This is a genomic window from Citrobacter sp. (assembly GCF_050252275.1).
In the GTDB taxonomy this organism is placed as follows: domain Bacteria; phylum Pseudomonadota; class Gammaproteobacteria; order Enterobacterales; family Enterobacteriaceae; genus Citrobacter_A; species Citrobacter_A amalonaticus.
In genome coordinates this window covers 36,788-52,160 of the sequence record NZ_JBFWLF010000001.1, presented here as the reverse complement: position 1 = coordinate 52,160, position 15,373 = coordinate 36,788, and the positions used below count along the sequence as shown (strand labels likewise).

14 protein-coding genes and 1 other RNA gene are annotated in these 15,373 nt (G+C 54.1%); 5 read left to right on the top strand and 10 right to left on the bottom strand.

Annotated features, from left to right (window positions below):
* The 3 genes from AB7E14_RS00255 to pnuC all read left to right on the top strand — a co-directional run.
* Window positions 1-89: non-coding RNA, RtT sRNA (locus AB7E14_RS00255), on the top strand; the annotation flags it as partial.
* A gap of 299 nt (window positions 90-388) precedes the next feature.
* Entirely contained in the window at window positions 389-1,432 is a 1,044-nt protein-coding gene (nadA, locus tag AB7E14_RS00250; RefSeq protein ID WP_316962003.1) for a quinolinate synthase NadA, read from the top strand.
* A 25-nt stretch (window positions 1,433-1,457) separates the two neighbouring features.
* On the top strand, window positions 1,458-2,177 hold the full coding sequence (gene pnuC / locus AB7E14_RS00245; protein WP_316961889.1) for a nicotinamide riboside transporter PnuC: 720 nt from the start codon (window positions 1,458-1,460) through the stop codon (window positions 2,175-2,177).
* On the opposite strand, the gene zitB is transcribed toward pnuC, so the two are convergent.
* Both zitB and AB7E14_RS00235 read right to left on the bottom strand, forming a co-directional pair.
* Window positions 2,174-3,115 carry a CDF family zinc transporter ZitB gene (gene zitB, locus AB7E14_RS00240; protein WP_054176160.1) on the bottom strand — a complete coding sequence of 314 codons (942 nt, stop codon included), beginning with the start codon at window positions 3,113-3,115 and terminating at the stop codon, window positions 2,174-2,176. The two genes, pnuC and zitB, sit on opposite strands and share 4 nt — an antisense overlap.
* Before the next feature lie 111 nt (window positions 3,116-3,226).
* Window positions 3,227-3,601 (bottom strand): YbgS-like family protein, encoded by a 375-nt coding sequence (locus tag AB7E14_RS00235; RefSeq protein ID WP_316961888.1) that lies wholly within the window; start codon window positions 3,599-3,601, stop codon window positions 3,227-3,229.
* 316 nt (window positions 3,602-3,917) lie between these two features.
* Between AB7E14_RS00235 and aroG the strand changes: the two genes are divergently transcribed.
* Window positions 3,918-4,970 (top strand): 3-deoxy-7-phosphoheptulonate synthase AroG, encoded by a 1,053-nt coding sequence (gene aroG / locus AB7E14_RS00230; RefSeq protein WP_043001333.1) that lies wholly within the window; start codon window positions 3,918-3,920, stop codon window positions 4,968-4,970.
* 56 nt (window positions 4,971-5,026) lie between these two features.
* On the opposite strand, the gene gpmA is transcribed toward aroG, so the two are convergent.
* The 6 genes from gpmA to modF form a co-directional block, all read right to left on the bottom strand.
* Window positions 5,027-5,779 (bottom strand): 2,3-diphosphoglycerate-dependent phosphoglycerate mutase, encoded by a 753-nt coding sequence (gpmA, locus tag AB7E14_RS00225; protein WP_043001332.1) that lies wholly within the window; start codon window positions 5,777-5,779, stop codon window positions 5,027-5,029.
* Between the two features lie 231 nt (window positions 5,780-6,010).
* Window positions 6,011-7,051, bottom strand: a complete 1,041-nt coding sequence (gene galM / locus AB7E14_RS00220) for a galactose-1-epimerase (RefSeq protein WP_044268034.1) — start codon at window positions 7,049-7,051, stop codon at window positions 6,011-6,013.
* Complete coding sequence (gene galK / locus AB7E14_RS00215; protein ID WP_054176162.1) at window positions 7,045-8,193, bottom strand: galactokinase; 1,149 nt, start codon at window positions 8,191-8,193, stop codon at window positions 7,045-7,047. Before galK ends, galM begins: the two co-directional genes overlap by 7 nt.
* 2 nt (window positions 8,194-8,195) lie before the next feature.
* A complete protein-coding gene (gene galT / locus AB7E14_RS00210; protein ID WP_043001329.1) occupies window positions 8,196-9,242 on the bottom strand; it encodes a galactose-1-phosphate uridylyltransferase in 1,047 nt (348 codons plus the stop codon).
* 8 nt (window positions 9,243-9,250) lie between these two features.
* The gene (gene galE, locus AB7E14_RS00205; protein ID WP_044256513.1) at window positions 9,251-10,267 is read right to left on the bottom strand and encodes a UDP-glucose 4-epimerase GalE; all 1,017 of its coding nucleotides are present in this window, start codon (window positions 10,265-10,267) and stop codon (window positions 9,251-9,253) included.
* A 205-nt stretch (window positions 10,268-10,472) separates the two neighbouring features.
* Complete coding sequence (modF, locus tag AB7E14_RS00200; protein ID WP_316961887.1) at window positions 10,473-11,945, bottom strand: molybdate ABC transporter ATP-binding protein ModF; 1,473 nt, start codon at window positions 11,943-11,945, stop codon at window positions 10,473-10,475.
* Between the two features lie 247 nt (window positions 11,946-12,192).
* Here modF and srsR point away from each other — a divergent pair, with 247 nt between their 5' ends.
* Window positions 12,193-13,089, top strand: a complete 897-nt coding sequence (srsR, locus tag AB7E14_RS00195) for a LysR family transcriptional regulator SrsR (RefSeq protein WP_316961886.1) — start codon at window positions 12,193-12,195, stop codon at window positions 13,087-13,089.
* On the opposite strand, the gene AB7E14_RS00190 is transcribed toward srsR, so the two are convergent.
* Together AB7E14_RS00190 and scpB are read right to left on the bottom strand one after the other, a co-directional pair.
* The gene (locus AB7E14_RS00190) at window positions 13,086-14,564 is read right to left on the bottom strand and encodes an acetyl-CoA hydrolase/transferase family protein (protein WP_316961885.1); all 1,479 of its coding nucleotides are present in this window, start codon (window positions 14,562-14,564) and stop codon (window positions 13,086-13,088) included. The genes srsR and AB7E14_RS00190 overlap by 4 nt on opposite strands.
* Window positions 14,565-14,583: 19 nt before the next feature.
* Complete coding sequence (gene scpB, locus AB7E14_RS00185) at window positions 14,584-15,369, bottom strand: methylmalonyl-CoA decarboxylase (RefSeq protein ID WP_044256718.1); 786 nt, start codon at window positions 15,367-15,369, stop codon at window positions 14,584-14,586.
* Window positions 15,370-15,373: the final 4 nt, after the last annotated feature.

Genomic DNA, 15,373 nt, shown 5'->3' with positions numbered 1-15,373 from the left:
AACATCAGATGTTAAACGTGAAGGATAACGTTGCTTCAGCAACGGCCCGAAGGGCGAGGCGAAGCCGAGTCATCCTGCACGACCCACCAGTGTAAAAAGGCGCCCTAAAGGCGCCTTTTTGCTATGCGCAGAATGTAACGATTCGAGCCTGCGTAGTGCTGATGACGCTTCGCTTGCCAGGCCGACAATGATTCATCTGGTCAATGGCTACGCCCTTCCAGGCCGGATAAGACGTCAGTCGCCATCCGGCGTTATCAAGCGCAATTGTTGTGACTTTTGCCGCTCAATCCGCTATCTTGTTTAGCATATAAAACAAATATGACCGATCATGGCATGCATCACGCCTTAAGTCGGTTAATTCGTTAAGCTAGCAAAACGAGAAAGCATGATGAGCGTGATGTTTGACCCTGAAGCCGCAATCTATCCGTTTCCCCCGAAGCCGGTACCGCTGAGTGCCGATGAAAAAGCGTTCTACCGTGAAAAAATCAAGCGTCTGCTGAAAGAGCGTGATGCGGTGATGGTTGCGCACTATTACACCGACCCCGAAATCCAGCAACTGGCCGAAGAGACCGGCGGCTGTATTTCTGACTCACTGGAGATGGCCCGCTTTGGCGCCAATCATCCCGCCTCGACGCTGCTCGTTGCAGGCGTTCGCTTTATGGGGGAGACGGCTAAAATTCTCAGCCCGGAAAAAACAATTTTAATGCCGACCCTCGAGGCGGAATGCTCGCTGGATCTTGGCTGTCCGATCGACGCATTCAGCGCGTTCTGCGATGCCCATCCGGATCGCACCGTCGTGGTTTACGCCAATACTTCCGCGGCGGTTAAGGCTCGCGCCGACTGGGTGGTGACGTCCAGTATCGCGGTTGAACTGATTGAGCATCTGGATAGTTTGGGTGAAAAAATCATCTGGGCACCGGATCGCCATCTCGGAAAATATGTTCAAAAGCAGACAGGGGCGGATGTCCTTTGCTGGCAAGGGGCGTGCATCGTCCATGACGAGTTCAAAACGCAGGCGCTGAGTCGCATGAAAGGTTTGTACCCGGACGCCGCGATCCTGGTTCACCCGGAATCACCGCAGGCGATAGTGGATATGGCTGATGCTGTCGGTTCCACCAGCCAGCTCATTAATGCAGCTAAAACGCTGCCACATCAGCAACTTATTGTCGCTACCGATCGGGGTATTTTTTACAAAATGCAGCAGGCAGTACCGGACAAAGAGTTGCTGGAAGCGCCCACAGCCGGAGAAGGCGCCACCTGCCGCAGCTGCGCGCACTGTCCGTGGATGGCGATGAACGGCCTTAAAGCCATCGCTGAGGGGCTGGAGCAGGGTGGGCAGACTCATGAGATACAGGTTGACGAAGCGCTGCGAGAAGGCGCATTAGTGCCGTTAAACCGTATGCTGGAATTTGCGGCTACACTACGTGCGTAGATAATCACACGCTCCGGGGGAAAAGATGGACTTTTTTAGCACGCAGAACATTCTGGTACATATACCCATTGGTGCTGGGGGGTACGATCTGTCGTGGATCGAAGCGATAGGCACTATCGCGGGGTTGTTGTGTATTGGTCTCGCCAGTATGGAGAAGATCAGCAACTACGTTTTTGGCCTGATTAACGTTACGCTGTTTGCGATCATCTTTTTCCAGATCCAGCTCTACGCCAGCCTGCTGTTGCAGCTTTTCTTTTTCGCCGCCAACATTTACGGCTGGTATGCGTGGTCGCGGCAGACCACGCAGAATGAGGCGGAGCTCAAGATTCGCTGGCTTCCTCTGCCGAAGGCGCTGGGCTGGCTGGCGGTTTGTGTGGTGGCGATCGGTCTGATGACAATCTATATCGACCCGGTCTTTGCTTTTCTGACCCGTATTGCGGTATCGATCATGCAGATGCTGGGCCTGCAGGTTGCTGTACCGGATTTACAGCCCGATGCCTTCCCGTTCTGGGATTCCTGCATGATGGTATTGTCGATCGTGGCGATGATCCTGATGACTCGCAAATACGTTGAGAACTGGCTGCTCTGGGTGGTAATCAATGTGATTAGCGTGGTGATCTTTGCCCTGCAGGGGGTCTATGCGATGTCGCTGGAGTACCTGATCCTGACCTTCATCGCGCTTAACGGTAGCCGGATGTGGATTAACAGCGCGCGCGAACGAGGCTCACACGCGCTGTCCCATTAGTGGTGATGATGTGAATGGCCGGACACTTTCTGATTGAGATCGCAGTCCGGCCCGTGACAGGGCTGATATTCCATCTGAATGGTGGCGTGTGCAATCTGGTAATGATGAATCAGAAAATGCTGGATGCGCGCCAGCAGCCCGTCATGATCATGCGGCGGGATCACCTGTACATGCAGGGTCATGACCGGTTTTTCCCCCACCATCCACACGTGTACGTGATGGACGTTTCGCACTTCAGGAAGCTCCCTGCTGAGGTGGCGCTGCAGCGCAGCGATATCCAGCGAAACCGGGGCACCTTCCAGCAACTCATTCACGCTATCTTTCAATAAGCGCCAGGCGCTGCGCAGAACCAGCAGTGAAACCAGTATTGACAGAATCGGGTCGGCAGGCGTCCAGCCGGTCCAGATAATGATCACCGCCGCGATGATGGCCCCCACTGAACCCAATAAATCCCCCATCACATGCAACGCCGCGGCGCGTACGTTCAGGTTTTTCTCTTCGCTGCCGCGGTGCAGGATCCAGAAGGCTAGGATGTTTGCCAGCAATCCGGCGACGGCGATGACCATCATCATGCCGCCCGCTACCGGACGCGGCGTGTAGAAGCGCTCAATCGCCTCCCAGACGATTAAAATCGTAATCACGACTAACGCAATCGCGTTGACGAAAGCGGCCAGTGTTGTCAGTCTCAGCCAGCCAAAGGTATGGCGGACAGTTGGCGGTCGGCGGGCAAACTGAACGGCCAGTAATGCGAACAGTAGCGCGGCGGCATCGGTTAGCATGTGTCCGGCGTCGGCGAGCAGCGCCAGTGAACCGGATAAAATCCCGCCCACTACCTCCAGCAACATAAAGCCTGCCGTGATGCAAAACGCGAGCATCAGACGGCGGGCGTTGCCATCCTCGGGCAGATGAGGGGCCGAATGTGAGTGTGAGTGCGCCATAATGTCATCCCTTGGGTATTCTTTTCTTAACTGTATGACATCATACCGTTTCTGGATTAATAAATTAAAAAAGGAGAGCCTGAGCTCTCCCGTTATTAGCCATTTTCAGTATTACTGAGTGGTGCCATCGGTTTTAGTATCAACGTCGTTGTTAATGCCATTTCCGGTTTCCACTTTTTTATTCACATCCGGGCAGCGCCCGTCCTTACACATGGTGTTTTTGTGCACCTCATCTTTGGTCATCCCCTCATGTTTCATCGATGAACCATTCGGATGCAGCATTGTGCCACCTGAGTTGATGTTGTCGTTATCGACATTATTTGGCGCCACGTTTTCTTTTGCATCCGGAGCGACCTGGCCTGCGTCGGCGGCGGCGTTCGCCTGGCCATTATTGGTCTGGGCACTGGTTTCGGCTGCCAGCGCAGCGCCGCTGGCAAGGCTGAGCGTAGCGGTCAGGAAAAGTGAAGCTAATTTTGTCATTTTCATCAGATGCTCCTGTTATGGTTGAGATGTCGGATAACGTCTTCCAACAGTGCATATGCCAGTCAAGGGTCAGGCAATGGTTAACGATCTCAAACGAGCGCAAAGGCTCAGCAGAGAATCTTGAAAAGATTCATAAACAGAGTGGTTACAGTTAAAAATTGTAGGTTAGATCTCGTTTTTCGCTACTTTGTGGCGTTTTTTAGCTGAATTCCAGGATTATTCCGTTCGAAGTGTAAAAGCCCGTTTACACTTTTTGGCTGAGGATATAGATTGGAGGGATTGCATTCATTTAGATAAGTATGGCAACGCTGGAATAATCATGAATTATCAGAACGACGATTTACGTATTAAAGAGATCAACGAGTTATTACCCCCTGTCGCACTGCTGGAAAAATTCCCCGCTACAGAAAATGCCGCCAACACGGTTGCCCATGCGCGTAAAGCCATTCACAAAATTTTGAAGGGGAATGACGATCGCCTGCTGGTGGTGATTGGGCCGTGCTCTATTCATGATCCTGTGGCGGCGAAAGAGTACGCAGGTCGTCTGCTGGCGCTGCGCGAAGCGCTGAAAGGCGAGCTGGAAATCGTCATGCGTGTCTACTTTGAAAAACCGCGTACGACCGTTGGCTGGAAAGGGCTGATTAACGATCCGCACATGGATAACAGCTTCCAGATCAATGACGGCCTGCGCATTGCGCGTAAGCTGCTGCTGGATATTAACGACAGCGGCCTGCCGACGGCAGGTGAATTCCTCGATATGATCACCCCGCAATACCTGGCGGACATGATGAGCTGGGGCGCGATTGGCGCGCGTACTACCGAATCTCAGGTTCACCGTGAGCTGGCGTCGGGTCTTTCTTGTCCGGTCGGCTTCAAGAACGGTACCGATGGCACCATTAAAGTGGCGATTGATGCCATTAACGCCGCTGGTGCACCGCACTGCTTCCTGTCTGTCACCAAATGGGGTCACTCCGCCATTGTGAACACCAGCGGTAACGGCGATTGCCATATCATTCTGCGCGGCGGCAAAGAGCCGAACTACAGCGCTGCACATGTCGCGGCGGTGAAAGAGGGTCTGGCGAAAGCGGGTCTGCCTGCGCAAATCATGATTGATTTCAGCCATGCCAACTCCTGTAAGCAGTTTAAAAAGCAGATGGAAGTCGGGGCTGATGTCTGCCAGCAAATTGCTAACGGTGAGACTGCGATTATGGGCGTGATGATTGAAAGCCATCTGGTAGAAGGCAATCAGAACCCGGACAGCGGTGAGCCGCTGGTGTACGGCAAAAGCATTACCGATGCCTGCATTAACTGGGAAGATACCGACACCATCCTGCGCCAGCTTGCGGATGCGGTAAAAGCGCGTCGCGGTTAAGTCTTGCGAATAAAAAGCCGACTCATTGAGTCGGCTTTTTTACGTCGTAAGGTAAATTACTTCGCTTTACCCTGGTTGGCGACGGCAGCCGCTTTCGCCGCGATCTCGTCGGCATTACCCAGATAGTAACGTTTGATTGGCTGGTAGTTTTCGTCGAACTCATACACCAGCGGCACGCCGGTCGGGATGTTCAGTTCGAGGATTTCGTCTTCGCTCAGGTTGTCGAGGTATTTCACCAGCGCGCGCAGAGAGTTGCCGTGCGCAGCGATGATCACGCGCTCGCCGCTCTTCATGCGCGGCAGAATGGTTTCATTCCAGTAAGGGATCACGCGATCGATGGTCAGCGCCAGGCTCTCGGTCAGCGGCAATTCTTTTTCCGTCAGTTTGGCATAGCGCGGATCGTGCCCCGGATAGCGCTCGTCATCTTTGGTCAGCTCCGGCGGGGTCACCGCGAAGCCACGACGCCACTGTTTAACCTGCTCGTCACCGTATTTCTCAGCGGTTTCTGCTTTGTTCAGACCCTGCAACGCACCGTAGTGACGTTCGTTCAGTTTCCAGGATTTCTCAACCGGTAGCCAGGCCTGATCCAGTTCATCCAGGACGTTCCACAGCGTATGGATGGCACGTTTCAGCACAGAGGTATAAGCAAAATCGAAGCTATAGCCTTCAGCCTTCAGCAGTTTGCCTGCTGCTTTCGCTTCACCCACGCCTTTCTCGGACAGGTCAACGTCATACCAACCGGTGAAGCGGTTTTCATTGTTCCACTGGCTTTCGCCGTGGCGTACCAGAACCAGCTTAGTTACAGCCATACTCTCACTCCTCAAGCTTTATCGAATGATAATAATTCTCATTATATTGCCGTGACGGGGCAGCGGCAATGCTTACGCATAACCATAGCGAAAATAGTGCAGCAGTGTAAGGTTCTTGTGAACTCTAAGTTGCGATTTTGTCTTTGAGTGATGGGGATTTGAGCAAGATGCGATATCTTAAGCCCGATACGCAGGCGCTATCGGGCATTTTACACTGGCTGTGCCGCACCATCAGGAAGGAATAAAACGATATTCCGTCAGGCTGGCGTACTCCTCTCCGGGGCGCAGAACGCAGTCTGGCTGCGGCCATTCCGGATGGTTCGGGCTGTCTGGCAGGAATTCGCTCTCCAGCGCCAGGCCCTGATAATCATCGTAGGCGTTCGGTCCGCGTGAAGAGGTGCCACCGAGAAAATTACCGGAGTAAAACTGTAGCGCCGGGGCCGAGGTGTAGACCTCCATCTGCAACTTCCCGTCTTGCGAAGTGAGCAGGGCAACCGGTTTTTTACTGTCGCCTTTTGCCTGCAACAGGAAGGCGTGATCGTAGCCTTTCACTTTGCGCTGGTCGTCATCGGCAAGAAATTCGCTGGCGATCACCTTCGCGGTGCGGAAATCAAATGAGGTTCCGGCGACCGGTTTCAGGCCGTCCCGTGGGATCCCGCCTTCATCCACCGGCAGATATTCATCCGCCAGAAGTTGCAGCTTATGGTTGCGCACGTCGGTTTGATCGCCATCGAGGTTGAAGTAAACGTGGTTAGTCAGATTGACCGGACACGGCTTATCCACCGTCGCGCGATAGGTAATCGAGATGCGGTTATCATCGGTCAGACGATATTGCGCCGTGGCGCACAAATTGCCCGGAAAACCCTGATCGCCATCGTCGGAGGTGAGGGCGAACAGTACCTGACGTTCGTTCTGATTGACTATCTGCCAGCGGCGTTTATCAAATCCGTTTGGCCCGCCATGTAGTTGGTTGACGCCCTGGCTTGGCAGCAGACTGACCGTCTCACCGCTAAACGTGTAACGGCTGTCGGCAATCCGGTTGGCGTAACGGCCAATCGAGGCACCCAGAAACGCCGACTGATCCTGATAATGCTCCGGACTGGCGCAGCCCAGTAACGCTTCACGCACGCTGCCGTCGGAAAGGGGAATTCGGGCCGAGAGTAACGTAGCACCCCAGTCCATCAGCGTAACCACCATCCCTGCGTCATTGCGCAGGGTTAACAGGCGGTACGGCTGACCATCGGGTGCCAGTGCGGGTGTTTCATTCAGCACTGTCCTGCTCCTTGTGATGGTTTGCACACATAGAATGTTTCTTTGATACCGGTTTTAGCTTCGTACTGTGCAGCCACGGCTTGCTGGACGGCAGGGACCAGCGCTTCCGGGATCAGCGCCACAACACAACCGCCAAATCCACCGCCGGTCATGCGTACACCGCCTTTCTCCCCAATTGTGGCTTTGACAATGTCAACCAGCGTATCAATCTGCGGCACGGTGATTTCAAAATCATCACGCATCGAGGCGTGCGATTCCGCCATCAGTTGCCCCATGCGTTGCAGATCGCCTTTTTCCAGCGCGCTGGCGGCTTCAACAGTACGTGCATTCTCAGTTAACACGTGACGGACGCGTTTGGCAACCAGTGGGTCCAGTTCATTCGCCACGGCGTTAAAGGTATCGAGACTGACATCACGCAATGCCGGTTGCTGGAAGAAACGCGCGCCTGTTTCGCACTGCTGACGGCGAGTGTTGTACTCGCTACCGACCAGCGTGCGCTTAAAGTTGCTGTTGATGATGACGATCGCTACGCCTTCTGGCATTGAGACCGCTTTGGTGCCCAGCGTGCGGCAGTCGATCAGCAGGGCATGATCTTTCTTGCCCAGCGCGGAGATGAGCTGATCCATAATCCCACAGTTACAGCCGACAAACTGGTTTTCCGCTTCCTGACCGTTGAGCGCAATCTGCGCGCCGTCCAGTGGCAGATGGTAAAGCTGCTGGAACACGGTACCGACCGCCACTTCCAGCGAAGCAGAAGAACTTAAACCCGCGCCCTGTGGGACATTACCGCTGATCACCAGGTCTGCGCCACCAAAGCTGCTGTCGCGCTTGAGCAGGTGCTTCACCACGCCGCGTACGTAGTTTGCCCACTGCTGGCTGTCATGGGTGACGATAGGAGCATCAAGAGAAAACTCGTCAGTCTGATTATCGTAATCGGCCGCAATGACACGGATCTGGCGGTCGTTGCGGGCAGCGCAACTGATCACGGTTTGATAATCAATGGCGCAGGGCAGCACAAAACCGTCGTTATAATCGGTGTGTTCGCCGATGAGATTGACGCGGCCTGGCGCCTGAATAGTGTGGGTTGCAGGGTAGCCGAATTTTTCAGCAAACAGAGATTGTGTTTTCTCTTTCAGACTCATTTTTATACTCCGGATTCGCGAAAATGGATGTCGCTGACCGCGCGCAGACGCTCTGCCGCTTGTTCTGCTGTGAGATCGCGCTGGGTTTCGGCCAGCATTTCGTAACCGACCATAAATTTGCGGACGGTCGCGGAGCGTAGCAGCGGCGGATAAAAGTGTGCGTGTAGCTGCCAGTGTTCGTTCTCTGCACCGTTAAACGGCGCGCCGTGCCAGCCCATTGAATAGGGGAAAGAGCACTGGAACAGATTGTCGTAACGACTGGTCAGTTTTTTCAACGCCAGCGCAAGGTCTGCGCGCTGTTCGTCGGTCAAATCAGTAATGCGCAGCACGTGCGCTTTCGGCAGTAATAGCGTTTCGAAGGGCCAGGCTGCCCAGTAAGGGACGACAGCCAGCCAGTGATCGGTTTCTACTACCGTACGGCTGCCGTCAGCCAGTTCACGCTGCACATAGTCAACCAGCATCGGCGACCCCTGCTCAGCAAAATAAGTTCTTTGCAGGCGATCTTCGCGTTCAGCTTCGTTTGGCAGAAAACTGTTGGCCCAAATCTGGCCGTGGGGGTGGGGATTCGAGCAGCCCATCGCCGTGCCTTTGTTTTCAAAGACCTGTACCCAGGGATAACGTTTCCCAAGATCAGCGGTTTGCTCTTGCCAGGTTTTCACTATTTCGGTCAGGGCAGGAATGCTAAGCTCCGGCAGGGTTTTACTGTGATCCGGTGAAAAACAAATAACGCGACTGGTGCCGCGTGCGCTCTGGCAACGTATCAGCGGGTCGTGACTGTCCGGCGCGTCAGGCGTATCCGTCATCAGCGCGGCAAAGTCGTTAGTGAACACAAACGTCCCACTGTAATCCGGATTTTTATCACCGGTGACGCGGGTATTGCCCGCGCACAGGAAACAGTCCGGATCGTGTGCTGGCAGTACGTCATTAGAGGGCGTTTCTTGCGCCCCTTGCCAGGGGCGCTTAGCACGATGCGGCGACACCAGAATCCACTGTCCGGTGAGCGGATTAAAACGACGATGCGGATGATCGACGGGGTTGAATTGACTCATGATATTTCTTAATCCTCGTATCCCTGCGGATGACGCGACTGCCAGTGCCAGGTGTCCTGCGCCATCTCATCAAGCGTGCGCGTTACACGCCAGTCCAGTTCGTGGTCGGCTTTGCTGGCATCTGCCCAGTAGGCTGGCAGGTCACCATCGCGACGCGGAGCAAAATGATAATTCACCGGTTTTCCGCAGGCTTTGCTGAAGGCATTGACCACGTCCAGCACGCTGCTGCCGACGCCTGCGCCGAGGTTGTAAATATGGACGCCCTGTTTGCCCGCCAGTTTTTCCATCGCGGCAACGTGACCATCAGCCAGATCCATCACGTGGATGTAATCGCGGACACCGGTACCGTCTTCGGTCGGATAATCGTTGCCAAAAATGGCGAGGGAGTCGCGACGGCCCACTGCAACCTGGGCGATGTAAGGCATCAGGTTATTCGGGATGCCCTGCGGGTCTTCGCCCATGTCCCCTGATGGATGCGCGCCGACCGGGTTGAAATAGCGCAGCAGCGCGATGCTCCATTCCGGCTGGGCTTTTTGCAGATCGGTGAGGATTTGCTCAACCATCAGCTTACTTTTGCCATAAGGGCTTTGCGGCGTGCCGGTCGGGAAGCTTTCAACGTAAGGGATTTTCGGCTGGTCGCCGTAGACGGTGGCGGATGAGCTGAAAATGAAGTTTTTGACGCCGGCGGCGCGCATGGCACTAATCAGTCGCAGTGTTCCGTTGACGTTGTTGTCATAGTATTCCAGCGGCTTTGCAACGGATTCGCCGACGGCCTTCAGTCCGGCAAAATGGATGACAGTGTCAATGGCGTGATCGTGCAGGATCTCCGTCATCAGCGCTTCGTTACGGATATCGCCTTCAACAAACGTTGGATGTTTGCCGCTCAGACGTTCAATAACAGGCAGTACGCTACGCTTACTGTTGCAGAGGTTATCAAGGATGATGACGTCATGACCGTTTTTCAGCAATTGTACACAAGTATGACTTCCTATGTAACCGCTACCACCGGTGACCAGAACTCTCATAATTCGCTCCGTTAAGCTTATGGTATGGAATTACCATAGCATAACAAAGATGCGAAAAGTGTGACATGGAATAAAATAGTGGAATCGTTTACACTCACAATTTCTCACGTTGAGTCATCAATTAATCGATTATAAATCATTAACTTTAAGAATGATTGCGCCTTTTATCCGAAAAAAAGGGCGCTTTCGCGCCCACGGATGAAAACTAACGCAGCCGCGTTTGCTGATAGGTATAGGTCTCGCCGTCTGGCACAAATTCCAGACGATGGGTAATGCAGGCAGGCGCATCTTCAGCGTGATGGGAGACAAACAGCAGTTGCGTGTCGCCCTCGCTAATCAACACATCGACAAAGCGACGAATAAGCAGTCGGTTCAGCGGATCCAGCCCCTGTAAGGGTTCGTCGAGGATCAGCAGGGTCGGATGCTTAACCAGCGCACGGGCGATCAGCGCCAGTCGCTGTTGTCCCCAGGAGAGACTGTGAAACGGCGCGTCAGCGGTACGTTTGTCGAGTCCCAGAATGTCCAGCCACTGCTGTGCGAGTTTTTGTTGACGATCCGACACGGCCTGATAAATCCCGATGGAATCGAAATAGCCCGACAGAATCACATTGCGCACCGTGGTGCTCACCCGGTAGTCGAGATGCAGACTGCTACTGACGTAGCCAATGTGCTTTTTGATATCCCAGATAGTTTCCCCACTGCCGCGACGACGACCAAACAGCGTCAGATCGTTGCTGTAACCCTGCGGATGGTCGCCGGTGATCAGGCTGAGCAGCGTCGATTTTCCTGCCCCGTTGGGGCCGACAATCTGCCAGTGTTCGCCGGGATCGACCTGCCAGCTCAGACGATCGAGAATAGGGCGATCGTTATACGACACGACGCCATCCCGGAGGATGATCCGCGGCGCATCGGTGGCCAGAGCAGGCTGGGCGGCGGGTTCGTCGGCTTCAGGTAATGCCACCCCTTCCAGTCGCTCGCTATGCGCGAGTTGAGCGATCAGCGCCTGCTGGAGTAAAGCGGTTTTCGCCCCGGTTTCCGTTAAAGCGCAGTCAACCAGTACGCCGGCAAACTGAACAAACGGCGGGATTTCATCAAAGCGATTTAATACCAGCACCAGCGTGATGCCTGACTGATGGAGCGTTTCAAGCAGTCCTGCCAGTTGCTGGCGGGAGGCGACGTCGAGACCGTCAAACGGCTCGTCGAGAATCAACAGGTCCGGCTCAGCCATCAGCGCCTGGCAGAGCAACGTCTTACGCGTTTCGCCGGTAGAGAGATATTTAAAGCGGCGATCGAGCAGGTGAGCGATACCAAACTGCTGCGCAAGCGTCGCGCAGCGGGCCGGGTTGTTCACTTCGTCCTGAATGATTTCCGCCGTGGTGCGTCCGGTATCCTCTTCGCCAGGACTGAGCATATCGGTGTTATTACGCTGCCATTCATCGCTGACCAGTTTCTGCAGTTGCTCGAAGGAGAGGCGTGTTATCCGCGAGAATGCGCACTGGCGCTCACCTTTGAGCAGCGACAATTCGCCGGCCAGCGCGCGTGCCAGCGCTGATTTCCCGCTTCCGTTCGAACCGACAAACGCCCAACTCTCACCCGCGTTTAACGTCACGGAATCCAGGTGAAGCGTTTTTGTGTCGCTAAGACGAAACGTGCCTTGCGAAATATGCAACGATGACATTTTGTATCCCATTTTATGCAGCAATGAATGACAGGGATACGTGTTCTGCGCAGGAATGTCAATGTGATTAGCGCGACTGCGGATAAAAAACAGCGCTTGAATATCGATGTCGATATCTGTGCTGCGCGGCGGTTGCGGCGACAGAACTATCGCTGTTTTGTGAACAACTGCAAAAAAGGGTGATGCGTTATCCAGTATTTTTTCGCAGCCAGTTGAGATGTCATGGCGATGAATAATGGAGTGTTTTATGGATGTTTTTATCTCGAAAAAAATGCGTAATTTCATCCTGTTGGCGCAAACCAATAATATCGCCAGAGCGGCTGAGAAAATACACATGACGGCATCGCCATTTGGTAAAAGCATTTCTGCGCTGGAAGATCAAATTGGCTATACGCTGTTTACCCGTAAAGACAACAGCATAAGCCTGAACAGGGCCGGGCAGGAGTTGTACCAGAAACTGTTTCCGATTTATCAGTCCTTGTCGGCAATCGATAATGAAATTCATCACGCTGCACGTGGTTCGCGCAACATAGTCATTGGCGTCGACAACACCTACCCAACGATTATTTTCGACCAGTTGATTAGCCTGGGCGATAAGTATGACGGCGTGACCGTAAAGTCCGTTGAGTTCAGCGAGAATGAAGTCATTGATGACCTGTTTAGCCGCCAGCTCGATTTTATCATTTCTCCACAGTATGTTTCGGCTCGCGTGCAGGAGCTGGACAATCTGACCATCAGTGAGTTGAAGCCTTTGCGTCTGGGGTTTCTTGTTTCCCGTCGCTATGAGGATAAACAGCCGCAGACGCTTTTGCGTGAACTGCCCTGGCTGCAAATGCGCTTTCAGAATCGGGCCAATTTTGAAGCGATACTGGAAGCGCATATGCGGCCATGCGGTATTAACCCAACGATCATCTATCGTCCCTACAGCTTTATGGCGAAGATAAGCGCGGTAGAGCGCGGGCAGTTTCTGACCGTGATCCCCTGGTTTGCCTGGCGTCTGGTGAATCCGGCAACGTTGAAGTATTTCGATGCGCCCGGCGGTACGATGTATATGCAGGAGTACCTTTACTCCCTGAAAAACCACCGCTATACCGCCACGATGCTTCAGCATATTGCGGAAGATCGTGGCGCAGAGATGGCTTAGCCGAGCATCGAACCGCGTTCAATCAGATTGCGGTGCAGATCGAACGCGTGGTTGAGATCGTGATGAATGTGCCCGCCAGGCGCACTGGCGAGATAGCGATGTAGATAGTCCTGATAGAGAGGATGCGCACAGTTGTCGATGATCGTGTGCGCCCGTTGTAGCGGTGAGAGTCCCCGCAGATCGGCGATCCCCTGTTCGGTGATGATCACCTTCACGCTGTGCTCGCTGTGATCAACGTGACTGCACATGGGGACGATAGTGGAAATCTTGCCGCCTTTAGCGATGGATGGCGCCATAAAGATAGACAGGTAGGCGTTGCGCTCAAAATCACCGCTGCCGCCAATGCCGTTCATTAGATTCACGCCAGCCACGTGCGTTGAGTTGGCATGGCCGTAGATATCAAACTCCAGCCCGACATTGAGGGCAATTACGCCAAGACGGCGAATAATTTCCGGATTATTCGAGATCTCCTGTGGGCGAAGCACAATACGGCTGGCGAAGAAGTCCAAATTGTCATAAATCTTTCGCAAGGAATCAGCGGATACCGTCAGACTGGAGGCGCTGGCTCCGGTGATTTTTCCCGTTTCCAGTAGATGCACGACAGACTCCTGTAACACCTCCGAATACATCATAAAAGACGGAATATCCGGATTTTCACCCAGTCGCGCCATCACGGCATTATTGATATTACCCACCCCGCTTTGCAGCGGCAGAAACTCCGCGGGGATCCGCCCACGCGCCATTTCTTCCAGCAGAAACGTTACGACGTTATCGGCGATTTGCTGGCAGACAGGATTGGCGTTATCCAGCACGTTTCCGCCGTCGGGGAGTTCTGTATCGACCACCGCAATAATCTTGGTGGGATCAATCTGCACATACCGGGCGCCCACGCGATCCATCGCATGAAAAATGGGGACGCTGTTGCGACGCGGTGGCGCGCCGGGAATGACGATATCAGCCAGTTCAGCGACGCGTGGGTTATGGTAGTGATTCAGCTCAATGATGACTTTCTTCGCCCGCAGTAGCCAGGTGGGCGCATTGCCGATCCCGCTGGTGAGCCAGACTCGTCCGTCAGGCGCGATCGCCGAGGCTTCAATCACCGCGACGTCAATATCACCAAAGAAACCATAGTTTACCATCTGCGCCACTTCACTCAGATGCAGGTCTACAAATCGAACCTGACCCTGATTGATTTTTTGCCGAAGGCTGCCTGACGTCTGATAGGGCGCACGCCATGAGATGGCGTCAGCCTCAGACAGCGCATCATCGGCGGCAGCGCCAATAGACGCTCCCGTCAATAACCGAATCTGAAACGGTTGTTGCGCCTGATGCAGTTCGCTGGCGCGGCGGGCGATAGCCGCAGGGAGTGCTTTGGGCGAACCGGCGGGGGTAAAGCCGCTGAAAGCAACCATCGCATTGTGCTCAATGACCTGCGCGGCGTCGTCGGCGCTCATCCTTGTCCAGGGGTCTTTCATATCTTGTCCCTTCCTGGTATCAATGGCCCACAAAATTGGGTTTACGTTTATTCATAAACGCGTTCATCCCTTCCTGATAATCTTCGCTGTCGTAAACGGCGCGGCGCATCCCCTGAATACGTTCGAACTCATCGGAATTCATGGTGTGCGCTTCGCCAAGCACGCGTAGCTCTTCCTTGATCACGGCAATGGCCAGCGGCGCTTTTTCCGAGATATGGTGCGCCATCTGCAACGTGAAATCCTCCAGCTCTTCGGCGGCGACGACATGGTTGAGAATGCCGACCGCCATCGCGCGCTGTGCGGTGATAGGGGACGCGGTGAAGATCAGCTCTTTGACGATATGGAAACCCGCATCGCGGGTCAGGTTGTGGATCCCGACCAGATTGTATGGAACGCCAAGGTTGACCGGGGTCATGGAGAACGTGGAGGTACTGGCGGCGATGATCAGATCGGAGCTCATGATCATCTCAAACGCCCCTCCCCAGACGCTGCCTTCGACCATGGAGATCACCGGTTTGGGGTACTTCTGAATCATGCGGGTGATCTGGCGCAGCGGATCGTCATAAGAGAGCGGATCGCGACGCCCGGAGGGCAGTTCATGAATGTCATGACCGGCGGAGAAGACCTTCGCGCCGCTGGGCGCACGCAGGATAATACAGCGAATATCCGGGCGATTGAGATCGCTGAGCGCCAGCATGAGATCGTCAATAAAGACTTTGCTCAGGGCGTTCAGTTTGCGGGCATAGTTGAACTCAATGACCGCCACTTTACGGATGATAACAACGTTAACGTATTGATAAGACATATTT

Excerpts from the sequence above, each read along its gene's own strand:
- nadA (WP_316962003.1), top strand. The coding sequence starts at position 389 with ATGAGCGTGATGTTTGACCCTGAAGCCGCAATCTATCCGTTTCCCCCG.
- pnuC (WP_316961889.1), top strand. The coding sequence starts at position 1,458 with ATGGACTTTTTTAGCACGCAGAACATTCTGGTACATATACCCATTGGT.
- zitB (WP_054176160.1), bottom strand. The coding sequence starts at position 3,115 with ATGGCGCACTCACACTCACATTCGGCCCCTCATCTGCCCGAGGATGGC.
- AB7E14_RS00235 (WP_316961888.1), bottom strand. The coding sequence starts at position 3,601 with ATGAAAATGACAAAATTAGCTTCACTTTTCCTGACCGCTACGCTCAGC.
- aroG (WP_043001333.1), top strand. The coding sequence starts at position 3,918 with ATGAATTATCAGAACGACGATTTACGTATTAAAGAGATCAACGAGTTA.
- gpmA (WP_043001332.1), bottom strand. The coding sequence starts at position 5,779 with ATGGCTGTAACTAAGCTGGTTCTGGTACGCCACGGCGAAAGCCAGTGG.
- galK (WP_054176162.1), bottom strand. The coding sequence starts at position 8,193 with ATGAGTCTGAAAGAGAAAACACAATCTCTGTTTGCTGAAAAATTCGGC.
- galT (WP_043001329.1), bottom strand. The coding sequence starts at position 9,242 with ATGAGTCAATTCAACCCCGTCGATCATCCGCATCGTCGTTTTAATCCG.
- galE (WP_044256513.1), bottom strand. The coding sequence starts at position 10,267 with ATGAGAGTTCTGGTCACCGGTGGTAGCGGTTACATAGGAAGTCATACT.
- modF (WP_316961887.1), bottom strand. The coding sequence starts at position 11,945 with ATGTCATCGTTGCATATTTCGCAAGGCACGTTTCGTCTTAGCGACACA.
- srsR (WP_316961886.1), top strand. The coding sequence starts at position 12,193 with ATGGATGTTTTTATCTCGAAAAAAATGCGTAATTTCATCCTGTTGGCG.
- AB7E14_RS00190 (WP_316961885.1), bottom strand. The coding sequence starts at position 14,564 with ATGAAAGACCCCTGGACAAGGATGAGCGCCGACGACGCCGCGCAGGTC.
- scpB (WP_044256718.1), bottom strand. The coding sequence starts at position 15,369 with ATGTCTTATCAATACGTTAACGTTGTTATCATCCGTAAAGTGGCGGTC.